Annotated in this window: 17 protein-coding genes and 1 pseudogene; 11 read left to right on the top strand and 7 right to left on the bottom strand. The window is 66.5% G+C overall.

Translation table 11 applies throughout. From position 1 onward, the window contains the following. Positions 1-187 precede the first annotated feature (187 nt). The gene (locus tag HG421_RS01235; RefSeq protein ID WP_228331773.1) at positions 188-1,039 is read left to right on the top strand and encodes an MnmC family methyltransferase; all 852 of its coding nucleotides are present in this window, start codon (positions 188-190) and stop codon (positions 1,037-1,039) included. Positions 1,040-1,483: 444 nt separating this feature from the next. Continuing rightward, on the top strand, positions 1,484-1,798 hold the full coding sequence (locus HG421_RS01230; RefSeq protein WP_228331772.1) for a hypothetical protein: 315 nt from the start codon (positions 1,484-1,486) through the stop codon (positions 1,796-1,798). 150 nt (positions 1,799-1,948) lie between these two features. Here the strand turns inward: HG421_RS01230 and HG421_RS01225 are convergent, their stop codons facing one another. Next, positions 1,949-3,826: a GGDEF domain-containing protein gene (locus HG421_RS01225; protein WP_168968509.1), complete on the bottom strand. Its 1,878-nt coding sequence runs from the start codon at positions 3,824-3,826 to the stop codon at positions 1,949-1,951. A gap of 358 nt (positions 3,827-4,184) precedes the next feature. Here HG421_RS01225 and HG421_RS01220 point away from each other — a divergent pair, with 358 nt between their 5' ends. The 6 genes from HG421_RS01220 (at position 4,185) to HG421_RS01195 (ending at position 11,437) form a co-directional block, all read left to right on the top strand. Next, a complete protein-coding gene (locus tag HG421_RS01220) occupies positions 4,185-5,276 on the top strand; it encodes a DUF1615 domain-containing protein (RefSeq protein ID WP_168968508.1) in 1,092 nt (363 codons plus the stop codon). A 148-nt stretch (positions 5,277-5,424) separates the two neighbouring features. Beyond that, complete coding sequence (locus HG421_RS01215) at positions 5,425-7,749, top strand: S9 family peptidase (protein ID WP_168968506.1); 2,325 nt, start codon at positions 5,425-5,427, stop codon at positions 7,747-7,749. 419 nt (positions 7,750-8,168) lie between these two features. Beyond that, positions 8,169-8,828: a YiiX/YebB-like N1pC/P60 family cysteine hydrolase gene (locus tag HG421_RS01210; RefSeq protein WP_425533331.1), complete on the top strand. Its 660-nt coding sequence runs from the start codon at positions 8,169-8,171 to the stop codon at positions 8,826-8,828. Positions 8,829-8,988: 160 nt separating this feature from the next. Next, positions 8,989-9,729 carry a MarR family winged helix-turn-helix transcriptional regulator gene (locus HG421_RS21155; RefSeq protein ID WP_228331769.1) on the top strand — a complete coding sequence of 247 codons (741 nt, stop codon included), beginning with the start codon at positions 8,989-8,991 and terminating at the stop codon, positions 9,727-9,729. A 25-nt stretch (positions 9,730-9,754) separates the two neighbouring features. Next, positions 9,755-10,681: a CPBP family intramembrane glutamic endopeptidase gene (locus HG421_RS01200; RefSeq protein WP_168968504.1), complete on the top strand. Its 927-nt coding sequence runs from the start codon at positions 9,755-9,757 to the stop codon at positions 10,679-10,681. 294 nt (positions 10,682-10,975) lie between these two features. Further along, positions 10,976-11,437, top strand: coding sequence for a DUF4126 family protein (locus tag HG421_RS01195; protein WP_168968502.1), 462 nt, complete (start codon positions 10,976-10,978; stop codon positions 11,435-11,437). Positions 11,438-11,568: 131 nt separating this feature from the next. On the opposite strand, the gene HG421_RS01190 is transcribed toward HG421_RS01195, so the two are convergent. The 3 genes and pseudogenes from HG421_RS01190 to HG421_RS01180 form a co-directional block, all read right to left on the bottom strand. Further along, positions 11,569-11,964 (bottom strand): VOC family protein, encoded by a 396-nt coding sequence (locus HG421_RS01190; protein WP_168968500.1) that lies wholly within the window; start codon positions 11,962-11,964, stop codon positions 11,569-11,571. Between the two features lie 91 nt (positions 11,965-12,055). Then, positions 12,056-13,030, bottom strand: coding sequence for a glutathione S-transferase family protein (locus tag HG421_RS01185; RefSeq protein ID WP_168968498.1), 975 nt, complete (start codon positions 13,028-13,030; stop codon positions 12,056-12,058). A gap of 154 nt (positions 13,031-13,184) precedes the next feature. Further along, positions 13,185-13,300: pseudogene (locus HG421_RS01180) on the bottom strand (SPFH domain-containing protein); the annotation flags it as partial. Positions 13,301-13,513: 213 nt separating this feature from the next. On the opposite strand from HG421_RS01180, the gene HG421_RS01175 reads away from it, so the two are divergent. Both HG421_RS01175 and HG421_RS01170 read left to right on the top strand, forming a co-directional pair. Then, complete coding sequence (locus tag HG421_RS01175) at positions 13,514-15,103, top strand: SDR family NAD(P)-dependent oxidoreductase (RefSeq protein ID WP_168968496.1); 1,590 nt, start codon at positions 13,514-13,516, stop codon at positions 15,101-15,103. 105 nt (positions 15,104-15,208) lie between these two features. Then, entirely contained in the window at positions 15,209-16,705 is a 1,497-nt protein-coding gene (locus HG421_RS01170) for a hypothetical protein (RefSeq protein WP_168968494.1), read from the top strand. A gap of 215 nt (positions 16,706-16,920) precedes the next feature. On the opposite strand, the gene HG421_RS01165 is transcribed toward HG421_RS01170, so the two are convergent. Together HG421_RS01165 and HG421_RS01160 are read right to left on the bottom strand one after the other, a co-directional pair. Further along, positions 16,921-17,865, bottom strand: coding sequence for an alpha/beta hydrolase (locus HG421_RS01165; protein ID WP_168968492.1), 945 nt, complete (start codon positions 17,863-17,865; stop codon positions 16,921-16,923). A 10-nt stretch (positions 17,866-17,875) separates the two neighbouring features. Then, the gene (locus tag HG421_RS01160) at positions 17,876-18,718 is read right to left on the bottom strand and encodes an SDR family oxidoreductase (protein WP_168968490.1); all 843 of its coding nucleotides are present in this window, start codon (positions 18,716-18,718) and stop codon (positions 17,876-17,878) included. A 98-nt stretch (positions 18,719-18,816) separates the two neighbouring features. On the opposite strand from HG421_RS01160, the gene HG421_RS01155 reads away from it, so the two are divergent. Next, positions 18,817-19,719: a LysR family transcriptional regulator gene (locus HG421_RS01155; protein WP_168968488.1), complete on the top strand. Its 903-nt coding sequence runs from the start codon at positions 18,817-18,819 to the stop codon at positions 19,717-19,719. 231 nt (positions 19,720-19,950) lie between these two features. Here HG421_RS01155 and HG421_RS01150 read toward each other — a convergent pair whose 3' ends face one another. Continuing rightward, entirely contained in the window at positions 19,951-21,090 is a 1,140-nt protein-coding gene (locus tag HG421_RS01150) for an FAD-dependent oxidoreductase (RefSeq protein WP_168968486.1), read from the bottom strand. Between the last annotated feature and the right edge of the window lie 3 nt (positions 21,091-21,093).

Genomic DNA, 21,093 nt, shown 5'->3' with positions numbered 1-21,093 from the left:
TCCACGGTTGATGCCGATCCAGGCCAGGCGTGGATGTGGGCAACCCGAAGTATGCGGCGGGACGGAGGTCAGCGGAACCGCAGCGGCCGCATCGCCGGCGGATGCCCTCGCGCAAGGGGTCGGTTACGATGCCAGTCCCTTCGCGCAACGGCGTGCGCCTGCGCGTCCGCCTCCAGACCTGCAAGCCGTGACCCATTACGCCGGACCGTTGCTCACCCTCCCCGATGCCCAGGCGCTGCTGGCAGCGCGCAGCAGCGGCTTGGCCGCGTGGACCGGTTCGCTGGATCTGGGCCGCAGCATCGACACTGCACAGCTGGATGCGCAGACCTGGCAGTGGCGCGGCCGCGGCTACCCGTATCCGGGCAAGCTCAAGGACCGCACGCTGTACTTCTGGGACAACGACGAGTTCGCTCCGATCTCGCGTTTCGGCGGTGCGTTGATCAAGCTGGTGCCCACCGAATGGGGCGCGCCCACCTTCGAGATCGATGGCATCAAGATGTTGCCGTCGGCACAGGTGTCGCCGTTCGAGGATGCGCGCCGCAAGGTGGCGCTGGTGAATCCGCGCGGCAAGATCGTGCTCGATACCTGTGGTGGGCTGGGCTACTTCGCGGCATGTTGCCTGGAAGATGGCGTGGCGCAGCTGCATTCGTTCGAGAAGAACGCCGATGTGCTGTGGTTGCGCACGCTCAACCCGTGGTCGCCGGATCCGGATGCGGCAGCGGCCGGCGGACGCCTGCAGTTGCTCCATGCCGATGTCTCGCAACAGATCGCTACGCTTGCCGACGCCTCGGTGGACGCCATCCTGCACGATCCGCCGCGCTTCGGCATCGCCGGCGAGCTGTATTCGCAGACCTTCTACGATCATCTGGCGCGTGTGCTGCGCCGTGGCGGGCGACTGTTCCACTACACCGGCGCGCCGAACAGGCTCACCAGCGGGCGCGACGTGCCCAACGAGGTGAGCAAGCGGCTTGCCAAGGCCGGCTTCAGTACCCAGCTCGCGCTCGATGGGGTGCTGGCCATCTTGCCGGTGCGCCGCTGACGCGCGGTGCGCGCCATGTGGCCACCTGCCGCTGGAACGGATCTGCGGCACTGCCCCGCCCTCGACACGGACGTTGCATGCGCGCTCATCTCACCGCTTTCCTGCCGGCCGCACTGTTGGCACTGGGGGTTCCGGCCTGCGCCCAGACGACGCCAGCGCCGCCCATGTCCGAAGTGACCACGCGCTATCCGGTAACCACGGCACAGCTGGCCGGGCAGACTGCCCGATTGCTGACCAACCCGCGCAGCTGCCTACCTCGCGGCACGCAGCACGTTACGCAGCGAGACGAGATGGCGCGCTTCGGCTTGGCCCGCATGACATGCATGGGTAATGCAACAGGCCTGACAACGCGCGCCCACCTCATCGTCGCGATACGCTTGCCGTGCGTCGTGAGGGGCCGGCAATGCCCGCCATCAACGCCCGCGCCGATGTTCCACCATCCTGTTGCTTGTTTCCCTCAGCCTGTTGCTGACCGCCTGCGGCAGCGGCATCGGCGCCTCCAAGCTATCGTCCAGCGAGTACCTGCTGCACAACATCTCGGTCTGGAATGGTCAAGAGTGCCGACGCGACGATGGCTGCACTGGAACGCGTCGCCGCGCTGCCCAACGGCTACAGCAATACCGAGCTGGCACCGCTGGCCAAGATCTGGAGACCCTGTCCACCCAGCTCAACGCCGACATGCAAGCCTTGAATATTGCGCAGCGCGCGTATTCCACCGAGCACAGGAGTGCGCTGCAGGAAGTGCGTCACCAACAGTGAAGAACACACCGTAGCGGGCAGTCGCCAGGTGGGTGAGGCAGTGCACTCGGTAGCGGAGTGTGCGCGTGGCCCATGCCGACTCGTAGCACCGGCTGCACCCTCCGGCTGCTGTGCGACCCCATTGTCGCAACACGTCGGTGCGCCGCAGGCTCAGCACACCGCCCATTGATCGCGCCCGGCGGTCTTGGCGGCATACAGCGCCAGATCGGCCTGGCCCAGCAGCACATCCAGCCCGCTCCCCGCGGTGACGCTGACCGCGCCCATGCAGAACCGCACCGGTTGCTCGGCAGGCAGACCCGGAATGGCGATGGCGGCCACGGCGTTGCGCAGGCGCGCGAACACCGCCGGTAGTTCCTCCGGGCTGCAGCCCGGCAACACCAGCAGGAATTCCTCGCCGCCCAGGCGGCCCAGGCGGTCCTGCGCGCGCAGCGCCAGCTTCGAGGCACTGGCCAGGGCGGTGAGCACCGCATCGCCGGCGGCGTGGCCGTGCACGTCGTTGATCAGCTTGAAATGATCCAGATCGATCAACGCCAGCATGCAGGGCGTCTGCGTGCGCAAGGCATGGTCGATCTGCTGCTGCGCCTCGGCGCGAATGGCACGGCGATTCGGCAGGCCGGTGAGTTCGTCGCGCATGGCCAGCCGCGACAGCTGGCGGCGATGGCGCGCACCGAATGCCAGCACCACCAAGGCACCGAGCAGCAGCAGGCAGGCCGCGCATAACGCGATCCAGAGCGCGCGCTGGCCGGCTTCGCGTGCCTGCAGTGCCTGCAGTGCCAGCCGTGCGGTTTCGCTGCGGCGGCGCAACTCGGCGGTTTCGGCGTCGCGGCGCGCATCTTCGTAGCGCGCCTGCAGGCGCAGCATCACGGTGTCGCGCTGGCGGCCCAGGTTCTGCGCGCGCAATGCGTTGGAGCGTTGCAACTCCTGGTACGCCTCGGCGTGCCGGCCTTCTGCGGCCAGCGCCTGGGCGATGGCATCGACCAGCTCGGCGCGCCCGGTCAAGGCAAGATTCGGGTCGTCGGCGGCTTTGGCCGCGGTGATCGCGCTGCCCAGCTCGGGCGATTCCAGCGCGGTGAGCGCCTGCAACAGCACCGTGTGGCAAGCCGCCACGCGGCCGACATTGCCCTGCTTCTGCATCAACGGCAGCGCTTCGCGCGCCATCGTCAAGGCTGCCCGGGCATCGCCGGTCTTGATCAAGGCCTCGCTGGCATTGGTCAGCGCCGCCGCCACGCCGGCCTGATCGCCCAGCTCGCGGCTCAACGCCAGCGCGCGCCGGAAATGCAGCAAGGCGGCCGCCGGTTGCTGCAGCGCCAACGCGCTGCCGTATTCGTATTCGATCAGGCTGCGCTGGAAGCGCGCCGGCTGGTCGTGCAGGCGTGCCAGGGCGCGCTGCAGGTAATCCTGCGCGTCGTTGTCGTCGGCCACCTTGCCGGCGACACGGCTGGCCAGTGAGCCAATCTGGGTCAGGCCATCCACCTCCAGGCCCAGCAGTCCTTCGCGCGCGGCGCACTGGTAACTGGCTTGCGCCGCATTCCAGGCTTCGTCGCTGCTGCCGGAGGCCAGCATGCTCCACATGTCGATCGCTTCGATCTCGCACAGCAGATCGCTGCGCCCCAGCGTGCGTGCCTGCTGCCGCAGGCCGTTCAGGCGCGCCACCATGCTGCGGTTGGGGTTCTCGCGCACATCGCTGAGCGTCTGCACGATGTCCAGCCAGAGCCGCGCCTGCGCAGCGCTGCCGTGCAACTGATCGAGCAGGCCACGCGCCTGGGTCAGCGCGGCCTGGCGCACCTGGCTGTCTTCCAGCGAGATCAGCACCCGCGCCTGCGCCAGCAACGCCCAGAACTGCGCGTAGCTGTCGCGCTCGGCCCTGGCCCGCTGCAGGCCGCGCTGGGCGATCTGCAACGCGCCGATCGGGTCGTCGAGCGTGGCCGATTCAATGGTTTTCCACGGCTGCGGCTGCGCGCCGGCGATGGCGCTGATCGCCAGCAACAGGCACGCAAGGAGCACACCTCGCCAGACGGTCGCAGGCATGCTCAACGATCGCTCACGGCGAAGGGGGGCCACCGCGCGGACGCGCGCTGCCCACGGCAATGCAGCGGACCTGGACACTGGCTGGTTGCTGCGGCATCTCAGGCACTCCCGTGGTCGCACAGCGGTGGAATCCAGTAAGCGAGACAGCAAGGCCTGCGCGCTCGAGGTGATGCGGCTGCGATCATGACCGGCGCAGCTGGCCGGTGACGTGATCGCCCATGACGGTCGAGCCCGTTATCGGCCCGCGCGCAAAACACTTGAATCGCCGCACCACCCCACGCAGTGGCATGAAGACGCCACGGCCTGCGCACGTAAACTGCCCACGGCAGTTGCCACCCCCGACCCTGCTGGAGATGCCGTGACCTTCCCCCTGTTCCGTGTCCTGCCCCTGCTTGCCGCGGTGCTGTTGTCGGCCTGCGCAACCCAGGCCCCGCGCGCGCCGCAACGCGCGCCGGACGTGGTCAAGGCCGATATCGCGCGCCGCCTGCCGGCCGCGCTGCCCGACCGCGCCGGCTGGGCCAACGATGTGTACGTGGCGCTGTCGTCGCAGGCGCTGGACACCAGCGCCGAACAGATCTGCGCAGTGCTGGCGGTGACCGAGCAGGAATCGACCTACCAGGCCAACCCGGTGGTGCCCGACCTGGGCAAGATCTCGCGTGCGGAAATCGAGCGCCGCGCCAGTGCGCACCATCTCCCCGGCTTCATGGTGGAAGCGGCGCTGCGGATCACCTCGCCGGACGGCCGCAGCTACGCCACCCGCATTGCCGCCGCACGCACCGAGCAGGAACTGAGCCGCATCTTCGAAGACTTCACCGGCAGCGTGCCGCTGGGCGCGCGCCTGTTCGACGGGCTCAACCCGGTGCATACCGCCGGCCCGATGCAGGTGAGCATCGCCTTTGCCGAACAGCATGCCGCGCGCTATCCGTATCCACTCGACGGCTCGATCCGCCACGAGGTGTTCACCCGCCGCGGCGGGCTGTGGTTCGGCACCACGCATCTGCTGGGCTACCCAACCACCTACGACGCGCTGCTGTACCGCTTCGCCGATTTCAACGCCGGTTGGTATGCCAGCCGCAATGCCGCGTTTCAAGCCGCGCTGAGCAAGGCCAGCGGCATCGCGCTCGCGCTGGACGGCGACCTGCTCACCCCCGGTGCCAGCCTGGACGCCCCGGGCGGTACCGAACGCGCCGCGCGCGCGCTGGGCAGCCAGTTGGCAATGAGCGACCGCCACATCCGGACCGCCCTGGAAACAGGCACCACGCTCGAATTCGAAGACAGCGCGCTGTATCGCCAGGTCTTTGCGCTGGCCGACGGCAATGCCGGCAAGCCATTGCCCCGCGCGGTACTGCCGGGCATCACCCTGGACAGCCCCAAGATCACCCGCACGCTGACCACCGCCTGGTTTGCGCAGCGGGTGAACGAGCGCTGGAAGCGGTGCATGAGCAAGTAGGCCCGTGATCGTGCAGAACAGACAGCGAGCGCAGCCCCGCTGCAGCCGGGGGCACGACTTCTGGCAGAGGCAGGCGATCACGCACGGCCGCTAGCATCAGGCGGTTGCGCTGACCACGCGTGCGCGCCCCTTGTCCCGGAGAGTTCCCATGCCCACCCCGTTACCGACGCGCCGCCTGCTTGCGGTCTTTGCCCTGGCCACCCTGCCGTGCATCGCCAGTGGGCAGGCACCCAGCGTCGGCACGGCCGACTACGCACGTGCCGAACGCCTGATCGACTACCTCGCGCGGCCGCTGGTGGATCATGCCGCCACCCGCATCGACTGGCTGGACGCCACCCATGTGGTCTATGTCGATCACGATGCCAAGGGCAACCGCCTGCTGCAGCTGGATACCGCCACCGGCAAGAGCGCGCCGATCTTCAAACAGGCGGCGCTGGTCTCCTCGCTCAACACACTGCTGAAGACCGGCGATAAACCGCTCAAGGCCGACACCTTCGCACCGGTGGTCAAACGCACTGCCGATGGCCGCTATCGCCTCAGCGTGCGCGACACCGCAGTGGTCTGCGACGCGCAGGCGCGCTGCAGCAAACTCTACGCAAAAGACAAGCTTGAGCCGGGCGTGCTGTCGCCGGACAAGCGCAGCGAAGCGTTCATCCGCAACTGGAACCTCTGGGTCCGCGATGTGGCCAGCGGCCAGGAAACCCAGCTCACCCGCGATGGCGTGGAAAACTTCGGCTACGCCACCGACAACGCCGGCTGGCAGCACAGCGACAACGCCATCGTCGCGTGGTCGCCGGATTCGCAAAAGATCGCCACCTTCCAGCAGGACCAGCGCAAGACCGGCGACATGTACCTGGTCAGTACCAAGCTCGGACATCCGCAGCTGCAGTCCTGGAAGTATCCGCTGGCCGGCGACAAGGACGTGACCATGATCGAACGCGTCATCGTCGATGTGCCCACGCGCAGCGTGCTGCGGTTGAAGATGCCGCCGGACCAACACCGCTCCACCTTGTGCGACGACGTCAGTTGCTCGCCAGGCCTGTGGGATGACGTGAAGTGGGCGCCGGATGGCAAGACGCTGGCGTTTGCCTCCACCTCGCGCTTCCACAAGCAGACCTGGCTGCGTATCGCCGATGTCGCCACCGGGCAGGTACGCACGGCGTTTGAGGAAACCGCAAAGACCTACTACGAAAGCGGCCAGGTCGCCGCCAACTGGGCCTATCTGCCCGGCAGCAACGAGGCGGTGTGGTTCTCCGAGCGCAGCGACTGGGGCCAGCTGTATCTGTACGACCTGGCCACCGGCAAACCCAAGCACGCCATCACCACCGGCGAAGGCAATGTCACCGCGTTGCTGCGCGTGGACCCGGTGAGCCGCACCGCGTGGTTCATGGCGGTCGGCCGCTCTGCGGGCGTGGACCCGTACTACCAGCAGCTGTGGAAGGTCAGCCTGGACGGTGGAGAGCCGGTGCTGCTCACACCCGAGGTGGCCGATCACACCGTCGCGCTGTCGCCCGATGGCGCGCGCTTGGTCGACACCTACTCCACCTCGGTCACACCGCCGGTCACGCTGCTGCGCGACGCCGCCGACGGACGCACACTCAGCACCATTGCGACGGCCGACATCAGCCGCCTCAAGGCGGCCGGCTGGGTGCCGCCGGTGCCGGTCACGGTCACCGCACGCGACGGCAAGACCACGCTGTACGGGCTGATGTTCAAACCGAGCAACTTCGACCCCGCACGCAAGTATCCGGTCATCGACTACGTCTACCCCGGCCCGCAGACCGGTTCGGTGCGCGGGCGCAGCTTCCTCGCCGGCCATGGCGACAACCAGTCGCTGGCCGAACTGGGCTTCATCGTGATCGCCATCGACGGCATGGGCACGCCGTGGCGCTCCAAGACCTTCCACGACACCTGGTACGCCAACATGGGCGACAACACCTTGCCCGACCAGGTGGCGGCGGTGAAGGAACTCGGCCAGCGTTACCCGTGGTTCGACACCAGCCGCGTCGGCATCTGGGGCCATTCGGGCGGCGGTAATGCCTCCACCGCCGCGATGCTGCGGTATCCCGATCTGTTCAAGGTGGCCTGGTCGGAAAGCGGCAACCACGACAACCGCGGCTACGAGGACGACTGGGCCGAGAAGTATCACGGCGAGCACATCGTCAAAAAGGACGGCACGTCCAACTACGACGACCAGGCCAATGCCAACCACGCCAGCAAACTCAAGGGCCGGTTGATGCTGGTACACGGCACGCTGGACGACAACGTGCCGCCCTACCTCACCCTGCTGGTGGCCGATGCGCTGATCAAGGCCAACAAGGACTTCGACATGCTGATGCTGCCCAACGCCAAGCATGGCTACGGCGATCTCACGCCCTATGTCGCCCGCCGCCGTTGGGATTACTTCGTGCAGCACCTGCTCGGCGCCACCCCGCCGGCGCAGTACCAGATGAAGCCGATGCCGGAGAAGTGATCGGCATGGCCGGTGCAGCGCGGGTGATGCCGCGCTGCTCCGGTGGTTGCGCAGGCGTTGCGGGCAGCACCCACACACGCCCCGGAACGGCTAACAGCGCGTCGCGTGCAGTCGGCAGGTGCGGCTTACTGCGCGCTCAGAAGCTGAGTGGACAGGTGCTCCATGTCGATTCCGATCCCTGGCCACGCCGTCTGGTGGCTGCGCAATCGTCAGTCGCCCTTACTCGATAGCACGGGCCGCCATGGCTAGCGCTCACCACGGTCGGCCTCGATCCGCAAACCGACCGAATGAGCAGCTGCATCACTTCGCCGTACTGCCGCCCAGCTCTCACCAGAACTTGCCGCGCCGCTCAACAGCCTTTCGATGGACGCCTCACCCACATTCCCGCAGCGGCGCAGCCGACGCCGATCCCGGCGATAATGCAGGTCTTGCTGCTTCCTCGGGTTCGCGCCGTGCGTCTTGCCTTGCTGCTCATTGCCTTCGTTGCACTCCTGCCGGCATCGGCACGTGCCTTGCGTGTCCAGGATGGCGACCTGCTGTTCGTCACTGCGACCCGCACCGGGCTGAGCGGCGCCATCGATGATGCGACCGCCAGGCAGGGTGCTCCCAGCTTCGACCATGTTGCATTGCTCGCCCACGCCGGGCGTACGCAGGTGGTGCTGCATGCCGACGAGAAGGGCTCGCGGCAACAGCCATTGCGTGAGTTTGTCGAGCAAGCCATTGCCAAGCATCGGCAGATCGTGGTGTACCGGCTCACGCCCGCGCATCGCCCTGCCATTGCCGATGCCATCGCCCAGGCGCGCAGCATGTTGGGCAAACCGTATAACGATACCTATGTCCCGAACGAGAGCAGCTACTACTGCTCGGACTTCATCGAACGTGCGTTTCGCGCTCACCACGTCTTTGCGCTGCAGCCGATGAACTTCAAGAACCTGCAGACCGGCACCATCTCGCCGTACTGGATCGAGTTCTATCGCGGCCGCGGCATGGCGGTTCCGCAGGATGTGCCCGGCACCAATCCGAACGATATGGCGCGCGCGCCGGCGCTGGAGCGTCTGGACGTATTTCCGGGAACCTGATCAGGTCCTGCCGTTCGCTGCCAACCGCCTACCGAGCCGACGAGCAGCGCCGCCTGCACCCAGGGCATTCGTATGGGGCCGGAGAATCTCGATGACGAAGACCACCTGAGCATCGCGCATCGTGGCGCCACGCCTGGATCGAAGGTCTTGCTCGTGATCGATGCTGACGCGCGTAGCGGGCGGTGACGCGCTGGATGCGCCACTGGCGTTCCGGCAGATACCACCGCTCGCAGAATCCATGCATCGCAAGGCAGGTGCATCGCGGCCGAAGCGTCGGTACATCCAACTGCGTGCGGCTGGGCAGGAGGCGGCACCGTCCCGCCGGTCGTCGCGCACGGATTGCACGACCAGCAGGAAGCCTACGGTAGTCCCTTACTTCCGGCACATCCTGAAATTACAACAGCGCTTATATATTTGGGCCATGAGTCTTCCCACTCCTACCCTTGGCACCCTGGTCCGGCACCTGATCGAGCTGCTCGATGGCGACCTTGAAGCGGTGTATGCCAATTCGGGCCTGGCCTGGCGGCCACGCTACACACCAGTGCTGCGCGTGCTGCTGCGGCTTGGCCCCGCATCGATCAAGCTGCTGGCACAGGAGATCGGGATCACCCATTCCGCCGCCAGCCAGACCGTGGCGCAGATGACCAAACAAGGACTGGTTGCGCTCAAACCCGGCACGGACGCACGCGAACGCATCGTGGTACTCACGGCCAAGACCCGCAGGATGATCCCCGCCTTGCAGCGCCAATGGGCCGCAACCAATGCCGCCGCCGCGCAGCTCGATGCGGAACTATCGGTGCCTCTAACCGCAATCCTTGCAGAAGCCATCGCCGCCTTGAATGAGCGCCCGTTCGCCCATCGCATCACCACCGCTGCTGCAGACAGCAGTGAGCCCTCGTAACCGCAGCATCCACAAGGAGTCGCTTATGCACGCAATGACGCAATCCAGTGCACCGCTCGCCATTGGGCCATCACGGCGCAATGTGCAACCGATCGAACTTGGCCAGGCCGGGGTGCTGCGGCCCGGCAAGCTGCGCTGGCTGCGCGCCTGCGGCTGGGCGGTGCTGCTGTTCTTCCTGGTGGCCATTCCCACCGGTGTGGTCACACGCTTTGTTGGCGGGTTGTGGCCGAAGAGCAACGAACCGGTGCAGTTCGCGGTGAGCGTGTTCGGTGCATTGGTGGCGTTGGGTATCTACACGCTGGCGGTGCGGCTCGCCGAAAAGCGCAGGCCACCGGAAATTGCCGTGCGTCCCATGCTGCCGCAGCTGTGCGTGGGCCTGCTCACCGGTGCGGCGATGTTCGCCAGCGTCATGGGCATCATGGCGCTGTTCGGCTTGTACGACATCCAGGCGCTCGGCCCGGCATCGGCATGGACGCCGCTACGCAAGGCGTTGCAGGCTGGCGTGGTGGAAGAGCTGATAATGCGCGCGGTGCTGCTGCGCCTGGTGTGGCGTGCGTTCGGCCCGTGGGCCGCTTTTGCGGTGTCGTGCGCCGTGTTCGGCTTCACCCATCTGGGCAATCCGAATGCAACAGTCTTCGCTGCGATCTGCATCGCACTGGAAGCGGGCGTCATGCTGGGCGCGTTCTATGCACTGACGGGCCGTATCTGGGTCTCGGTTGGCGCACATATCGCCTGGAACTTCACGCAGGGCTATCTCTTCGGCGCCGCCGTCTCCGGCATGGCGCTGGGCCCGTCCATCGCGCGGAGCACGCCCAATGCCATGGTGCCGGAATGGCTCACCGGCGGCGCGTTCGGCCCGGAGGCGTCGCTTCCCGGCATGCTGGTCTGCCTCGCCGTGGGTCTGGCAGTTGTCTGGCTGGCCTGGCGTCGAGGTCGATTCGCCAAGCAGTGACCCAGCCAGATCGCATCGCAGGATCCTGACCAAGGCAGTGGCGCCGCAGGCATCTGCAGCCAGCGGGCCTAGGCAGCAGGCCTATGCGCACACGCCCTAGGCGCAATGCGCCGCCCGATACTTCGGCGGCGCATTGCATCTGGCGGCCAGTGGCATGCAGACGCAACCGATGCGCGGCGTGCACACCTTCTTGCCAATGCCCACACATGCCGCGCCCTAGGCTGCGCGAAAAGACGACACCGTGCCACGCGCAGCGCATTCGCCTGCAACGGTCGAGCACATGCAGAGGTGCACATGGCGTTGATCCACTCCATCCTGATGGGCGCGGTTGCGGGCATGCGCTCGATGACGCCGCTGGCCGCCGTGGCCAATGCTGCGCGCACCGGCAAGCTGCCTGCCGACAACGGCGCGCCCGCGTTGCTTGCCAATCCCTTGGCCTCGGCCGGCATGTTGGCACTGGCCGGTGGCGAACTGGCTGGCGACAAGATGAAGACCGCTCCCGACCGCATCGTGCTTCCCGGCATGGTCGCCCGCATCGCCACCGGCGTCATCGTCGGCACGGCGCTGGCACCGCGCGAGCAACGCGGAATCGCTGCATTGCTCGGCGCCACGACTGCGGTCGCCGCCGCCTATCTCACCTTCAATGCGCGCATGCGTGCGATCGAACGCTATGGCCAGACCAGCACCGGCGTGGTCGAGGACGCGATCACGGTGGGCGCGGCGACGCTGATCATGCGCGACGCGGCCAAGCACTAGCGCCACAATTTGGCGTGCGGGTCCGCCGCCCGACGCAGCCGTGGCGACCGCCCTTCCGCTGCCGCCACCGCGTCGCGACGAGGTGGCACTTGGCCGCGCTGCAGCATGCCGCAGCAGCGCAGTATCACGGTTTAGCCAGGTCGATGGATCGCACAGAGCTTATTGCCGTCCGGGTCGCGTACGTAGGCCAGCCAGACCGGCCCCATGCGGCTGTCACGCATGCCCGGCGGCTGCTCGATGGACACGCCGCCCGCCGCCACGGCAGCGTCGTGAAAGGCCTGCACCTGCTCAGGCGAGCTGCAGGTAAACCCCACAGTGGCACCATTGCCACAGGTGGCGGGCGCATCGTTGATCGGCTCGCTCACGGCGAAGGTGAAGCCGGCATGGCGGTAGAACAGGCGCACATGGCCGGAGCCGGCGGGGTTGACCAATGGCTCGCCGACACCGAGCACGCCGCCGAGCACCGCGTCGTAGAACTGCCTGGATCGCGCAATATCGTTCGATCCCACCATCACATGATTGAGCACGTACCGCTCCTGTTCGTATCGAAGGCGCACAGCTTAGTGCATGCCCTGCGGCAGCGTGCCTGCGCGCTGGCCCAGGCGGCAGACGATGGCATCAGCCATCGCGCCCATGCGGCGCCTGCAGATCCAGCACCGGCCCCAGCGGCACGATGCCGGTGGGGTTGATCATGTCGTGGCTCTGGTAGTAATGGTGCTTGATGTGCTGGAAATTCACCGTCTCTGCGATGCCCGGCATCTGGTACAGCTCACGCAGGTAGCCGGACAGCTGCCGATAGTCGGCAATGCGCCGCAGGTTGCATTTGAAGTGGCCCACATACACCGCGTCGAATCGCACCAGCGTGGTGAACAGGCGCCAGTCCGCCTCGGTAAGCTGGTCGCCGCACAGGTAGCGCTGCTGGCCCAGGCGCGCATCCAGCCAATCCAGGCTCTCGAATAGCGGTACTACCGCCTCTTCGTACGCAGCCTGCGTGGTGGCAAAGCCTGCCTTGTACACGCCATTGTTGACGGTGTCGTACACGCGCGCATTGATCTCGTCGATCTGCTCGCGCAGCGGTGCCGGATAGAAATCGCCGGCCGCAGCACCGACCTCGTCGAAGGCGCTGTTGAACATGCGGATGATGTCGGCCGACTCGTTGCTGACCACGGTATTGCGTTCGCGATCCCACAACACCGGCACCGTCACGCGCCCGGTGTAACGCGGATCGGCGTTGAGATACACCTCGTACAGGCGCTTGGCGTGGTGAATCGGATCGTCTATCACGCCCGGGCCAGGAGCGAACGTCCAGCCCTGGTCGCGCATCAACCAGTTCACCACCGACACCTCGATCATCGACTCCAGACCTTTCAGGCGCCGGAAGATCAGCGTGCGATGCGCCCACGGGCAAGCCAGCGACACGTACAGGTGATAGCGCCCGCGAGCAGCCTGAAAGCCGCCCTTCCCATGCGGACCAGGGCTGCCGTCGCGCGTCACCCAATTGCGGAACTGCGATTGCGAGCGTTCGAAACGCCCGCCGCTCTTGTCGGTGTCGTACCAACTGTCCTGCCACTTGCCGTCGACCAACAGGCCCATGCTGCATCTCCGCTACACCCGTAGGCCGCAACCCTAGCCCAGCCGATTTGGAGAGTGCGTGAGCGGACGCGAGCAGCCAGCAGCCCTTGCAGACAGAAGGCCCACCGCTGCAAGGCAACAGGCGCCCCGCGTTGCCATCGGCCGGCAACGCACGCTACCTGGCAATCACCGACGTGCCGGAAGGCACCCTGTAGCAGGCCTGCGCTTTCCTGCAGGCATCGCATCGAGCTCGGCGATCTGGCTGGCCGGATGCTGCCTGGCTGTCAGTCCCGATCAGGCACACCCTCGGCACCGCAGTTGCCTCCCTGAGACGGCCTTGACACGCCGTTGGCGTCAGCACCGCAGGATCGGCGAAAATGGCCGCGGCCCGGTTGCTCCGGCCTGCGGCGCCCGGTTCCCGACCGGTGCCGCCGCTGAACGTGCCATCCACCGCGCCCTTGGCTGCATTCGCTCTGCTTTCTGCCGCTCTTTTCCGGATCCATCTTGAACACCAACGTCCCGCCCGTGCCCGCCAACGACGACCTGCCGCTCACCGACCGCCTGCGCGCCGCGCTGGATCTGCTGGAGGCCATCGATGCCGACCGCAGCGTGCTCGACACCCTGCCCGAGGCCGACCGCGTGCGCCTGCACCAGGTGGTGGCCCGCGTCTACCATCCCGAGCCCAAGGCGCGCCGCCAGCTGCTCAAGCAGCGCGAGCGCGAGCGGCACCAGGAAAAGGTACGCAAGGCCGAGGCCCTGCTCGAACAACGCGGCATCCGTGCATTACGACGCAAACCGGTGTTCAGCACGCCCAATTACTTCCCGCCGCATGCCGCCGGCCTGCACGACGCCCACAACGGCGAACATGCCAGCGCCGCGCCGGAACCGATGCATTCGCCGGAGCTGCGGCACTGCTACGTGTGCAAGCAGAAGTTCACCCAGCTGCATCATTTCTACGACCAGATGTGCCCCGCCTGCGCGGAGCTCAATTTCTTCAAGCGCACCGAAACCGCCGACCTGCGCGGACGCGTGGCACTACTGACCGGCGGGCGGGTCAAGATCGGTTACCAGGCCGGCCTGAAGCTGTTACGTGCCGGTGCGGAATTGATCGTCACCACGCGCTTCCCGCGCGATTCGGCCGCGCGTTATGCAGAAGAGCCCGACTTTGCGCAGTGGGGACACCGCCTGCAGGTGTTCGGGCTGGACCTGCGCCACACCCCCAGCGTGGAGGCCTTCTGCAGCCAGTTGCTGGCCACCCGGCAGCGGCTGGATTTCATCATCAACAATGCCTGCCAGACCGTGCGCCGTCCGCCGCAGTTCTATGCGCACATGATGGCCAACGAAACCGCCGCATTGCATGAGTTGCCGCAAACCGTGCAACAACTCATTGGCCAGTACGAAGGCCTGCGCACGCCCGAGCTGTTGCGCGACGCGTCGGCCACCGCGCTGCCGGCCGTGCATGGCCGCGGCCTGGAGGAAGCCGATGGCCTCACCCGCGCCGCCGAGCTGTCGCAGATTGCCTTGCTGGACGACGAGCTGGTGGGCCAGGAACATCTGTTTCCCGAAGGCCGGCTCGACCAGGACCTGCAGCAGGTGGACCTGCGCGGGCGCAATTCCTGGCGCCTGCTGATGGCCGAAGTGCCTTCGGTGGAATTGCTGGAGACGCAGCTGGTCAACGCCATCGCACCGTTCATCATCAATGCGCGGCTCAAGCCGCTAATGCTGCGCACGCCCGAGCGCGACAAGCACATCGTCAACGTCTCGGCGATGGAAGGGCAGTTCTACCGCAACTTCAAGACTACCCGTCACCCGCATACCAACATGGCCAAGGCCGCGTTGAACATGATGACGCGCACCTCGGCGGCCGATTACCAGAACGACGGCATCCACATGAACAGCGTGGACACCGGCTGGGTGACCGACGAGGATCCGGCCGACATCGCCGCACTCAAGGTGCAACAGGAACGCTTCCACCCACCGCTGGACATCGTCGATGGCGCCGCGCGCATCGTCGACCCGATCATCCACGGCTTCAATACCGGGCAGCACGTGTGGGGCCAGTTCCTGAAGGACTATGCGCCGACGGATTGGTGATTTCCGCGCGCATACGGCAGCGTTCAACGCAGTGCGTGCAGTTCGCTTGCCGGATGCTGGCATGCTTGCCATTGGATCTTCACCACCCACGCGCAGGGCGCCGCCATGTCACAACACGCCATCGAGGACTTGATCGAGCGCCACATCCATCTGGTGGATCGCAGCGGATGGGATGGCCCACGCAAGACCGCGCTTATCCGTGGCCTGCTGCAGTTGCAGGCGCGCTACGACACCGGCCTGACCTGGTTCCGCATGCACGCGGTGCTGCTGCGCCATGGCGTGCTGGTTCGGACCGCCATCGAAGACATCGAGGATGGCGCCCTGCGCGCGCAGGCGCAGGCTGCCGATGCCCCCGGTTGGCTCGAGCAAACCGACGGCCCGGTCTACCTGGCCTGGGAAGATCAGTCACGCGCGCTCTACTGGCAGCCTGACACCGGCCACACCCTGCCGCTGGCCAGCGTGTTTGGCGATGCGCTGCAGCTCGCCGACCAGGCCGATGACGCCGAGCTGTTCGCGGACACTTACGCCCTGCTGGTGAATGGCTGGCTGGACGACACCTTCGACACCGATGATGGCATCGCGCCCACGCTCGACGGCCTGCTCGCCTCGGAAACCTTGCTGGCCATTCGTGCGCTGGCCGCAGGCCGTGGACTGACGCGTCGCCACGGCGCGCCGGAAGATCTGGCGTTGCCGCGCCTGGACGACAACGACACTCGGGGCGAGATCGAGCGCGAGAGTGGGCTGCGCTTCTTCCTGCAGCCCAAGCTCACGCCCGCCGCTTTACGCAGCGCACGCGACAAGGCGCAGCGTCAGCAGCGGCGCGTGCGCGAGCTGCTTCCACAGCTGATCGAGCACCACCTGGGCACACCGCTGCAGGCCGCTGGCTGGCTGCCGGTGCCCGTGGAGGCGGACCAGTCCTGGCAATGGATGCGCGACCGTCACGGCAGCCGTCAGTGCCTGTGGGCCAGCTACGACGCCTCGCTGGGCGAGCTGATGCTCCAGGCAGGGCTGCAACACGCGCGCCTGCTGGCGTGGCAGCAACGTGCGGCATCCACGCAACTGCATGATCTGCATTTCGTGGATGCCGCCACGGCATTCCTGGGCGATGACATTCTGCACAGCAAGGACGTAGGCGCGTATGCAGGCTGGGCGCTGGATCCGGCCAGCAGCGACACCGCCCTGAGTGCCAGCCTGGACAGGCTCGCCACTGCCCTTCCGGTGCTGGATGCACGCTATTTCGGCTTCATCACCGATCAGCTGGCTGGCCCCTGGTTCGAGCGCTCCTCCGACGCATGGCTGCAATTACTGGAAGAAGGCGACGACACCGGCGTGATTCCGCCTACGGTGTTGTTCGCCAACCCCGACAGTCTGTTGCTCGCCTTCGTGTTCTTCCATCTGGAGCAAGGAGACCAGCCGCGTGCACACACGCTGGTAGAGCAGTTGCGTGCACGGCTGGCGGCACGCAGCCGGCCAAGTGCCTGGCACCGCGAATCGCTGGCGCCGTTCTTGCAGCAGTGGGGACAAGGGCTGCGCAACCTGCCGATGCCACCGGTGCTGCATCCACTGCAGCTCAGCCACCTGCAGGCGCAGCACAGCGTCTGATCGCGGACGCGTGCCAGTGCGTGCGACTGGCTTGACACTCCTCAAGAGGCAGCCATTACGGTCACGCATGCACTGTGTGCATCAACCGTGGCATCGCCTCCGGTGATAGTGCCAGCGCACATCATCGCCTGTGCACGCACGCCGAAGGTGGCGGCCCAATGGCGCCGCGCGTCCTTGCGCAATACGGGCTCATGAATGGTGCGGAAAAACCGCCCTCAGGCCGGCAGCAGCCAACGCCGGGCTGCTGCGTCGAAGGCCTGCCAATATGCCTCGGTGTTGGCGCCCGGCAGGGCTTCGAAGCCATGCACTCCGCCCGCATACACCTGCAGGTCGATGGCCACGCCGGCACGCGACAGGCGCAGGGCATAGGCCACGTCCTCCTCCAGGAACAGATCCACCGAGCCGACGGCCATGAAGGTCGGCGGAAGGCCGGCCAGGTTGTCGGCCAGCGCTGGGCCGAAGTGCCCCAGCCGTTCCGGCGCGATCGGCTGGGTGCCGCGCATGGCGGTCCATCCTTTGCGGTTGGCTTCGCGAGTCCAAAGGAATTGGCCCGTGCTTGCGTTGTCGACTGGCGCATCCGGCGTGCCGGTGCGCGGGTCGAGCATCGGATAGAGCAGGAACTGGGCAGCCAGCGCGTGCTCGCCACGCTCGCGGGCAAGCAGGGCGGTGGCTGCGGCCAGCCCGCCGCCCGCGCTCTGGCCGTAGATCGCAATCCGGCGCGGATCGACGCCCAGCGCCTCGGCCTGGTTGAACAGCCACGCCAGCGCAGCGTGGCAATCCTCGACCGGGCCAGGAAAGGGCGTTTCCGGCGCCAGGCGATACTGCACGGCAACCACCGCCACGCCCAGACGCTGGGCCAGCCGCCAACTGGCGCCACTCATCATGTCTGGGCTGCCGGCGACGAAGCCGCCGCCATGAATGTACAACAGCGCCGGCAGTGGGCCGCTCACGCCCTCAGGCCGATACATCAGCACGCGCACCGCCGGTGCGCCGGTCAGCGAGGGGATGCGATGCTCGGTATGCGCTACCGCTTCCAGCGGATTGAGCGAGGCGAGCATGTCGCGGAAGGCCTGCGGCGCGTCCAGGTCCGGGACAAAGCGCGGGAATGAGGAAGCAATCTCGCGCGCTTCCGGCGAGACCAGGTGCAAAGTCGATGTCATGGCGTGATCCCTAGCGTGCGGCTTCATCGGAAAGCTCCACCGATTCGGCGATGGCCTGTTGCGCTTCGAGCTCGGCCAGCCGTTGCAGCAGCGCGGCGCGGATGCCCCGATAGGCCGAAGCGCCCAGCGTAAGGCGCAGTGGTGCGTGTCCGGCATCGACCATCTCGATCATGCGCAGCACCACCTTGCCCGCATCGCCGGTGACAGCAAAGGCACCGGAGTCGATGCCGCTCCGCACCTGGTCGGCCGGCGTGCCTGCATAGGCGGGCGATAGCGCAGGGCGCACCGTGCCGGCCACGAAGTTGGTGGCGGTGGGGCCGGGCTCCACCAGGGTGAACTTGATGTCGAAGGGCGCCAGCTCTTTGGAGAGTGCTTCGACGAAGCCTTCGATGCCCCATTTGCTCGCATGGTAGAGGCTGAAGCCCGGGTAGGCGATCTGGCCACCTTCGGACGATAGTTGCAGCACGTGCCCGCCGCCTTGCTTGCGCAGATGTGGGAGCGCGGCGCGGATCAGGGCGATGGAGCCGACCAGGTTGGTGTCGATGATGTGCCGGACCTGGGCGTCGGTGGCATCTTCGGCCGTGCCAAGCACGCCATAGCCGGCGTTGGAGACAAGTATGTCGATCCGGCCGAAGTCCGCGAATGCCTGCTCCACGGTAGCGTGTATGGCCTGGGTGTCGGTCAGGTCCATGGTGTAGACGCACAGGGTGTCGGGGTGGCGCGCGGCCAGGTCCTGCAGCACCTGTGGCCGGCGCACGGTAGCGGCAACCTTTTCGCCACGCGCCAGCAGGCGCTCGGTTAGCAGGCGACCCAGACCGGCCGATGCGCCGGTAATCAGCCAGGTTTTGCTCATCGTGAAGTCCTTGAAAGATCGATGAGCAAAGGGTGACGCCGGGTGGCTGGTTCAACAATATGCTATGACCCGAATGAGCACGTTTGTATTTTGAACTAATGAACAAGACAACCCTGGCAGATCTGCGCGCGTTCATGGCCGTGGCGCAGCACCACAGCTTTCGCGCGGCGGCCGACAGTCTGGGCGTGGCCCGTCCTTCGCTGAGCAATGCCATCCGGGGCCTGGAGGAGCATTTGGGCGCCCGGCTGCTGCACCGGACCACGCGCAGCGTATCGCTGACTGACGCCGGCGAGCGCCTGCGGGCGCGCCTCAATCCGCTGCTGCAGGAATTGGACACTGCCCTGGGGGATGTCAGCGCCGACCCGGCGCATCTTCAGGGACAGCTGCGCATCAACGGCAATGCCGCCGCGATCGGCTGGCTGCTGCGCACCGTGGTGCCCACCTTCATGGCGCGCCATCCAGGCGTTGAGCTGGACCTGGTATCGGAAGGTCGACTGGTCGATGTCGTGGCACAGGGCTTCGATGCGGGGGTCCGCCTGGCCGAGGCGGTGCCCAAGGACATGGTGGCCGTGGCGCTGGGCGGCAGCATTCGCTTCCTGGCGGTTGCCGCGCCCGGCTATCTGGCCGCGCATCGCGCCCCGCAGACGCCGGATGCCTTGACTCAGCACCGCTGCATCCGCCAGCGCCTGCCCAGCGGCAAGCGCTACCGCTGGGAATTCACCCGGCACGGCCAGGTCATGACGATCGACGTGCCCGGTACGCTGACCCTGGACAACAATCCGTTGATGGTAGAAGCCGCCGTGAAGGGCCTGGGCATCGCCTACGTGCCCGAGCCCTACGCCTTGGATGCGCTGCGTACAGGCGCGCTGGTCACGGTGCTGGAGGACTGGTGCCCGCCGGTGGCCGGGCACATGCTTTATTTTTCAGGCCAGCGCCAGATGCCGCCGCCGCTGCGGGCATTCATCGACATCGTTCGAGAACTCGACCCGAGCCGGGGGTGAACCCCGGGTTGGTGCGGCCTCACCTTCCACCGCGCGGGCTAAGCGCGATGCGTCGGCTCGACGTGCTTTCTTGAGGGCGCGCACTGGGTTCGGTGGAGCGGCTCACTACGCGGGTGCCGCACAGATGCCGGTGGGCCACACTAGCCGAGTTGTGTCTTGAGGTCGCAATCCTAAGAACGGCGTCCAAGAAAAGCGTGCACGCCGGCCTCCTGTCACGGCACCCTTTCTCGATCAAACCGCGTGGTTGTGACGATGCGGCCTGAAGAAATCCACCAGCGTCTTCGGACTGCCAGGTCCAAACATGATCTCGGAGAGCTTTGTTGCTTCCGCTGCTGCCTGCGAGCCTCTCGCGAACATGGCGCGCTCGTACTCGCCAAGTGCGGCGTCTAAGTCGCCCGGGCGGGCGGCTATAGCAGCAGCAAGTTCTGCGCCATCGAGCATCGCCAAGTTGGCGCCCTCGCCGGAGGGAATCATGAGGTGCGCTGCATCACCCAGTGCGGTGACGCCGGCGACGCGTGTCCAGCGATGCCTGACCGGCAGCGTATAGATTGGCCTGATCACCGGATCGACCTGGCCATCCGTGATCAGCGCGGTTAGCACCGGCGACCATCCCTTGAACTCTCCCGCCACGCACTTGGCTGCAGTGCTGGCGTCCAGCCCGGATAACTGTTGGGCCCATGTCAGTGGCCGCTGCAGTTCCACGTAGGCGTGCAAGACATTGTCGGGCTCGGCGTGTGCGAGGATGCCCATACCGGGCTCAACCGCAAACATCGATCCACTTCCCACCGCTTGAGAGCAGGCTGGACGATGTTGTTTACAGTTCGGCATCCATGTTTCGAAGAACGTCAGCCCGGCATACATCGGCGTGGCATTGGTCAGGAGTGGACGCACCCTTGACCATGCACCATCGGCGCCCACCAGCAACGCCGTCTCGGCCGAGGTGCCGTTGGCGAACTCTAGGCGATGCCTTCCGGCACCAAGCGGAACCACGGTGGTCACCTTGTGATCCCAGCGCACCATGCCATCAGGCAGCGAGTCCAGCAGCAACTTCCGCAGTGCGCCGCGAGGCACCTCGGGCCTGCTGCCAGTGCCATCGTCCAACTCCTCGTATAACACTGCAGCGTGCCTATCCAGCACGCGCACGGTCTCTCCCCCAGGATTGATCATCCGCCTGAAATCTTCCAACAATCCGGCAGCTTCGAGGGCGTGCTGCCCAGTGTGCGCGTGGATATCAAGCATGCCGCCCTGGTGACGCGCGTGACTGGAAGCCTCTGCCTCGTAGACCGTTGCAGGGATGCCGTGCACCTGCAGGACGCGCGCCAGCGTCAGGCCTCCCAGCCCTGCCCCGACAATCGCAATACCGTTGTCCATGTG

It is taken from the genome of Xanthomonas campestris pv. badrii (assembly GCF_012848175.1).
Lineage (GTDB): Bacteria > Pseudomonadota > Gammaproteobacteria > Xanthomonadales > Xanthomonadaceae > Xanthomonas > Xanthomonas campestris_C.
The sequence above is the reverse complement of the archived record's forward strand: the minus strand, read 5'-3'. Positions and strand labels throughout refer to the sequence as shown.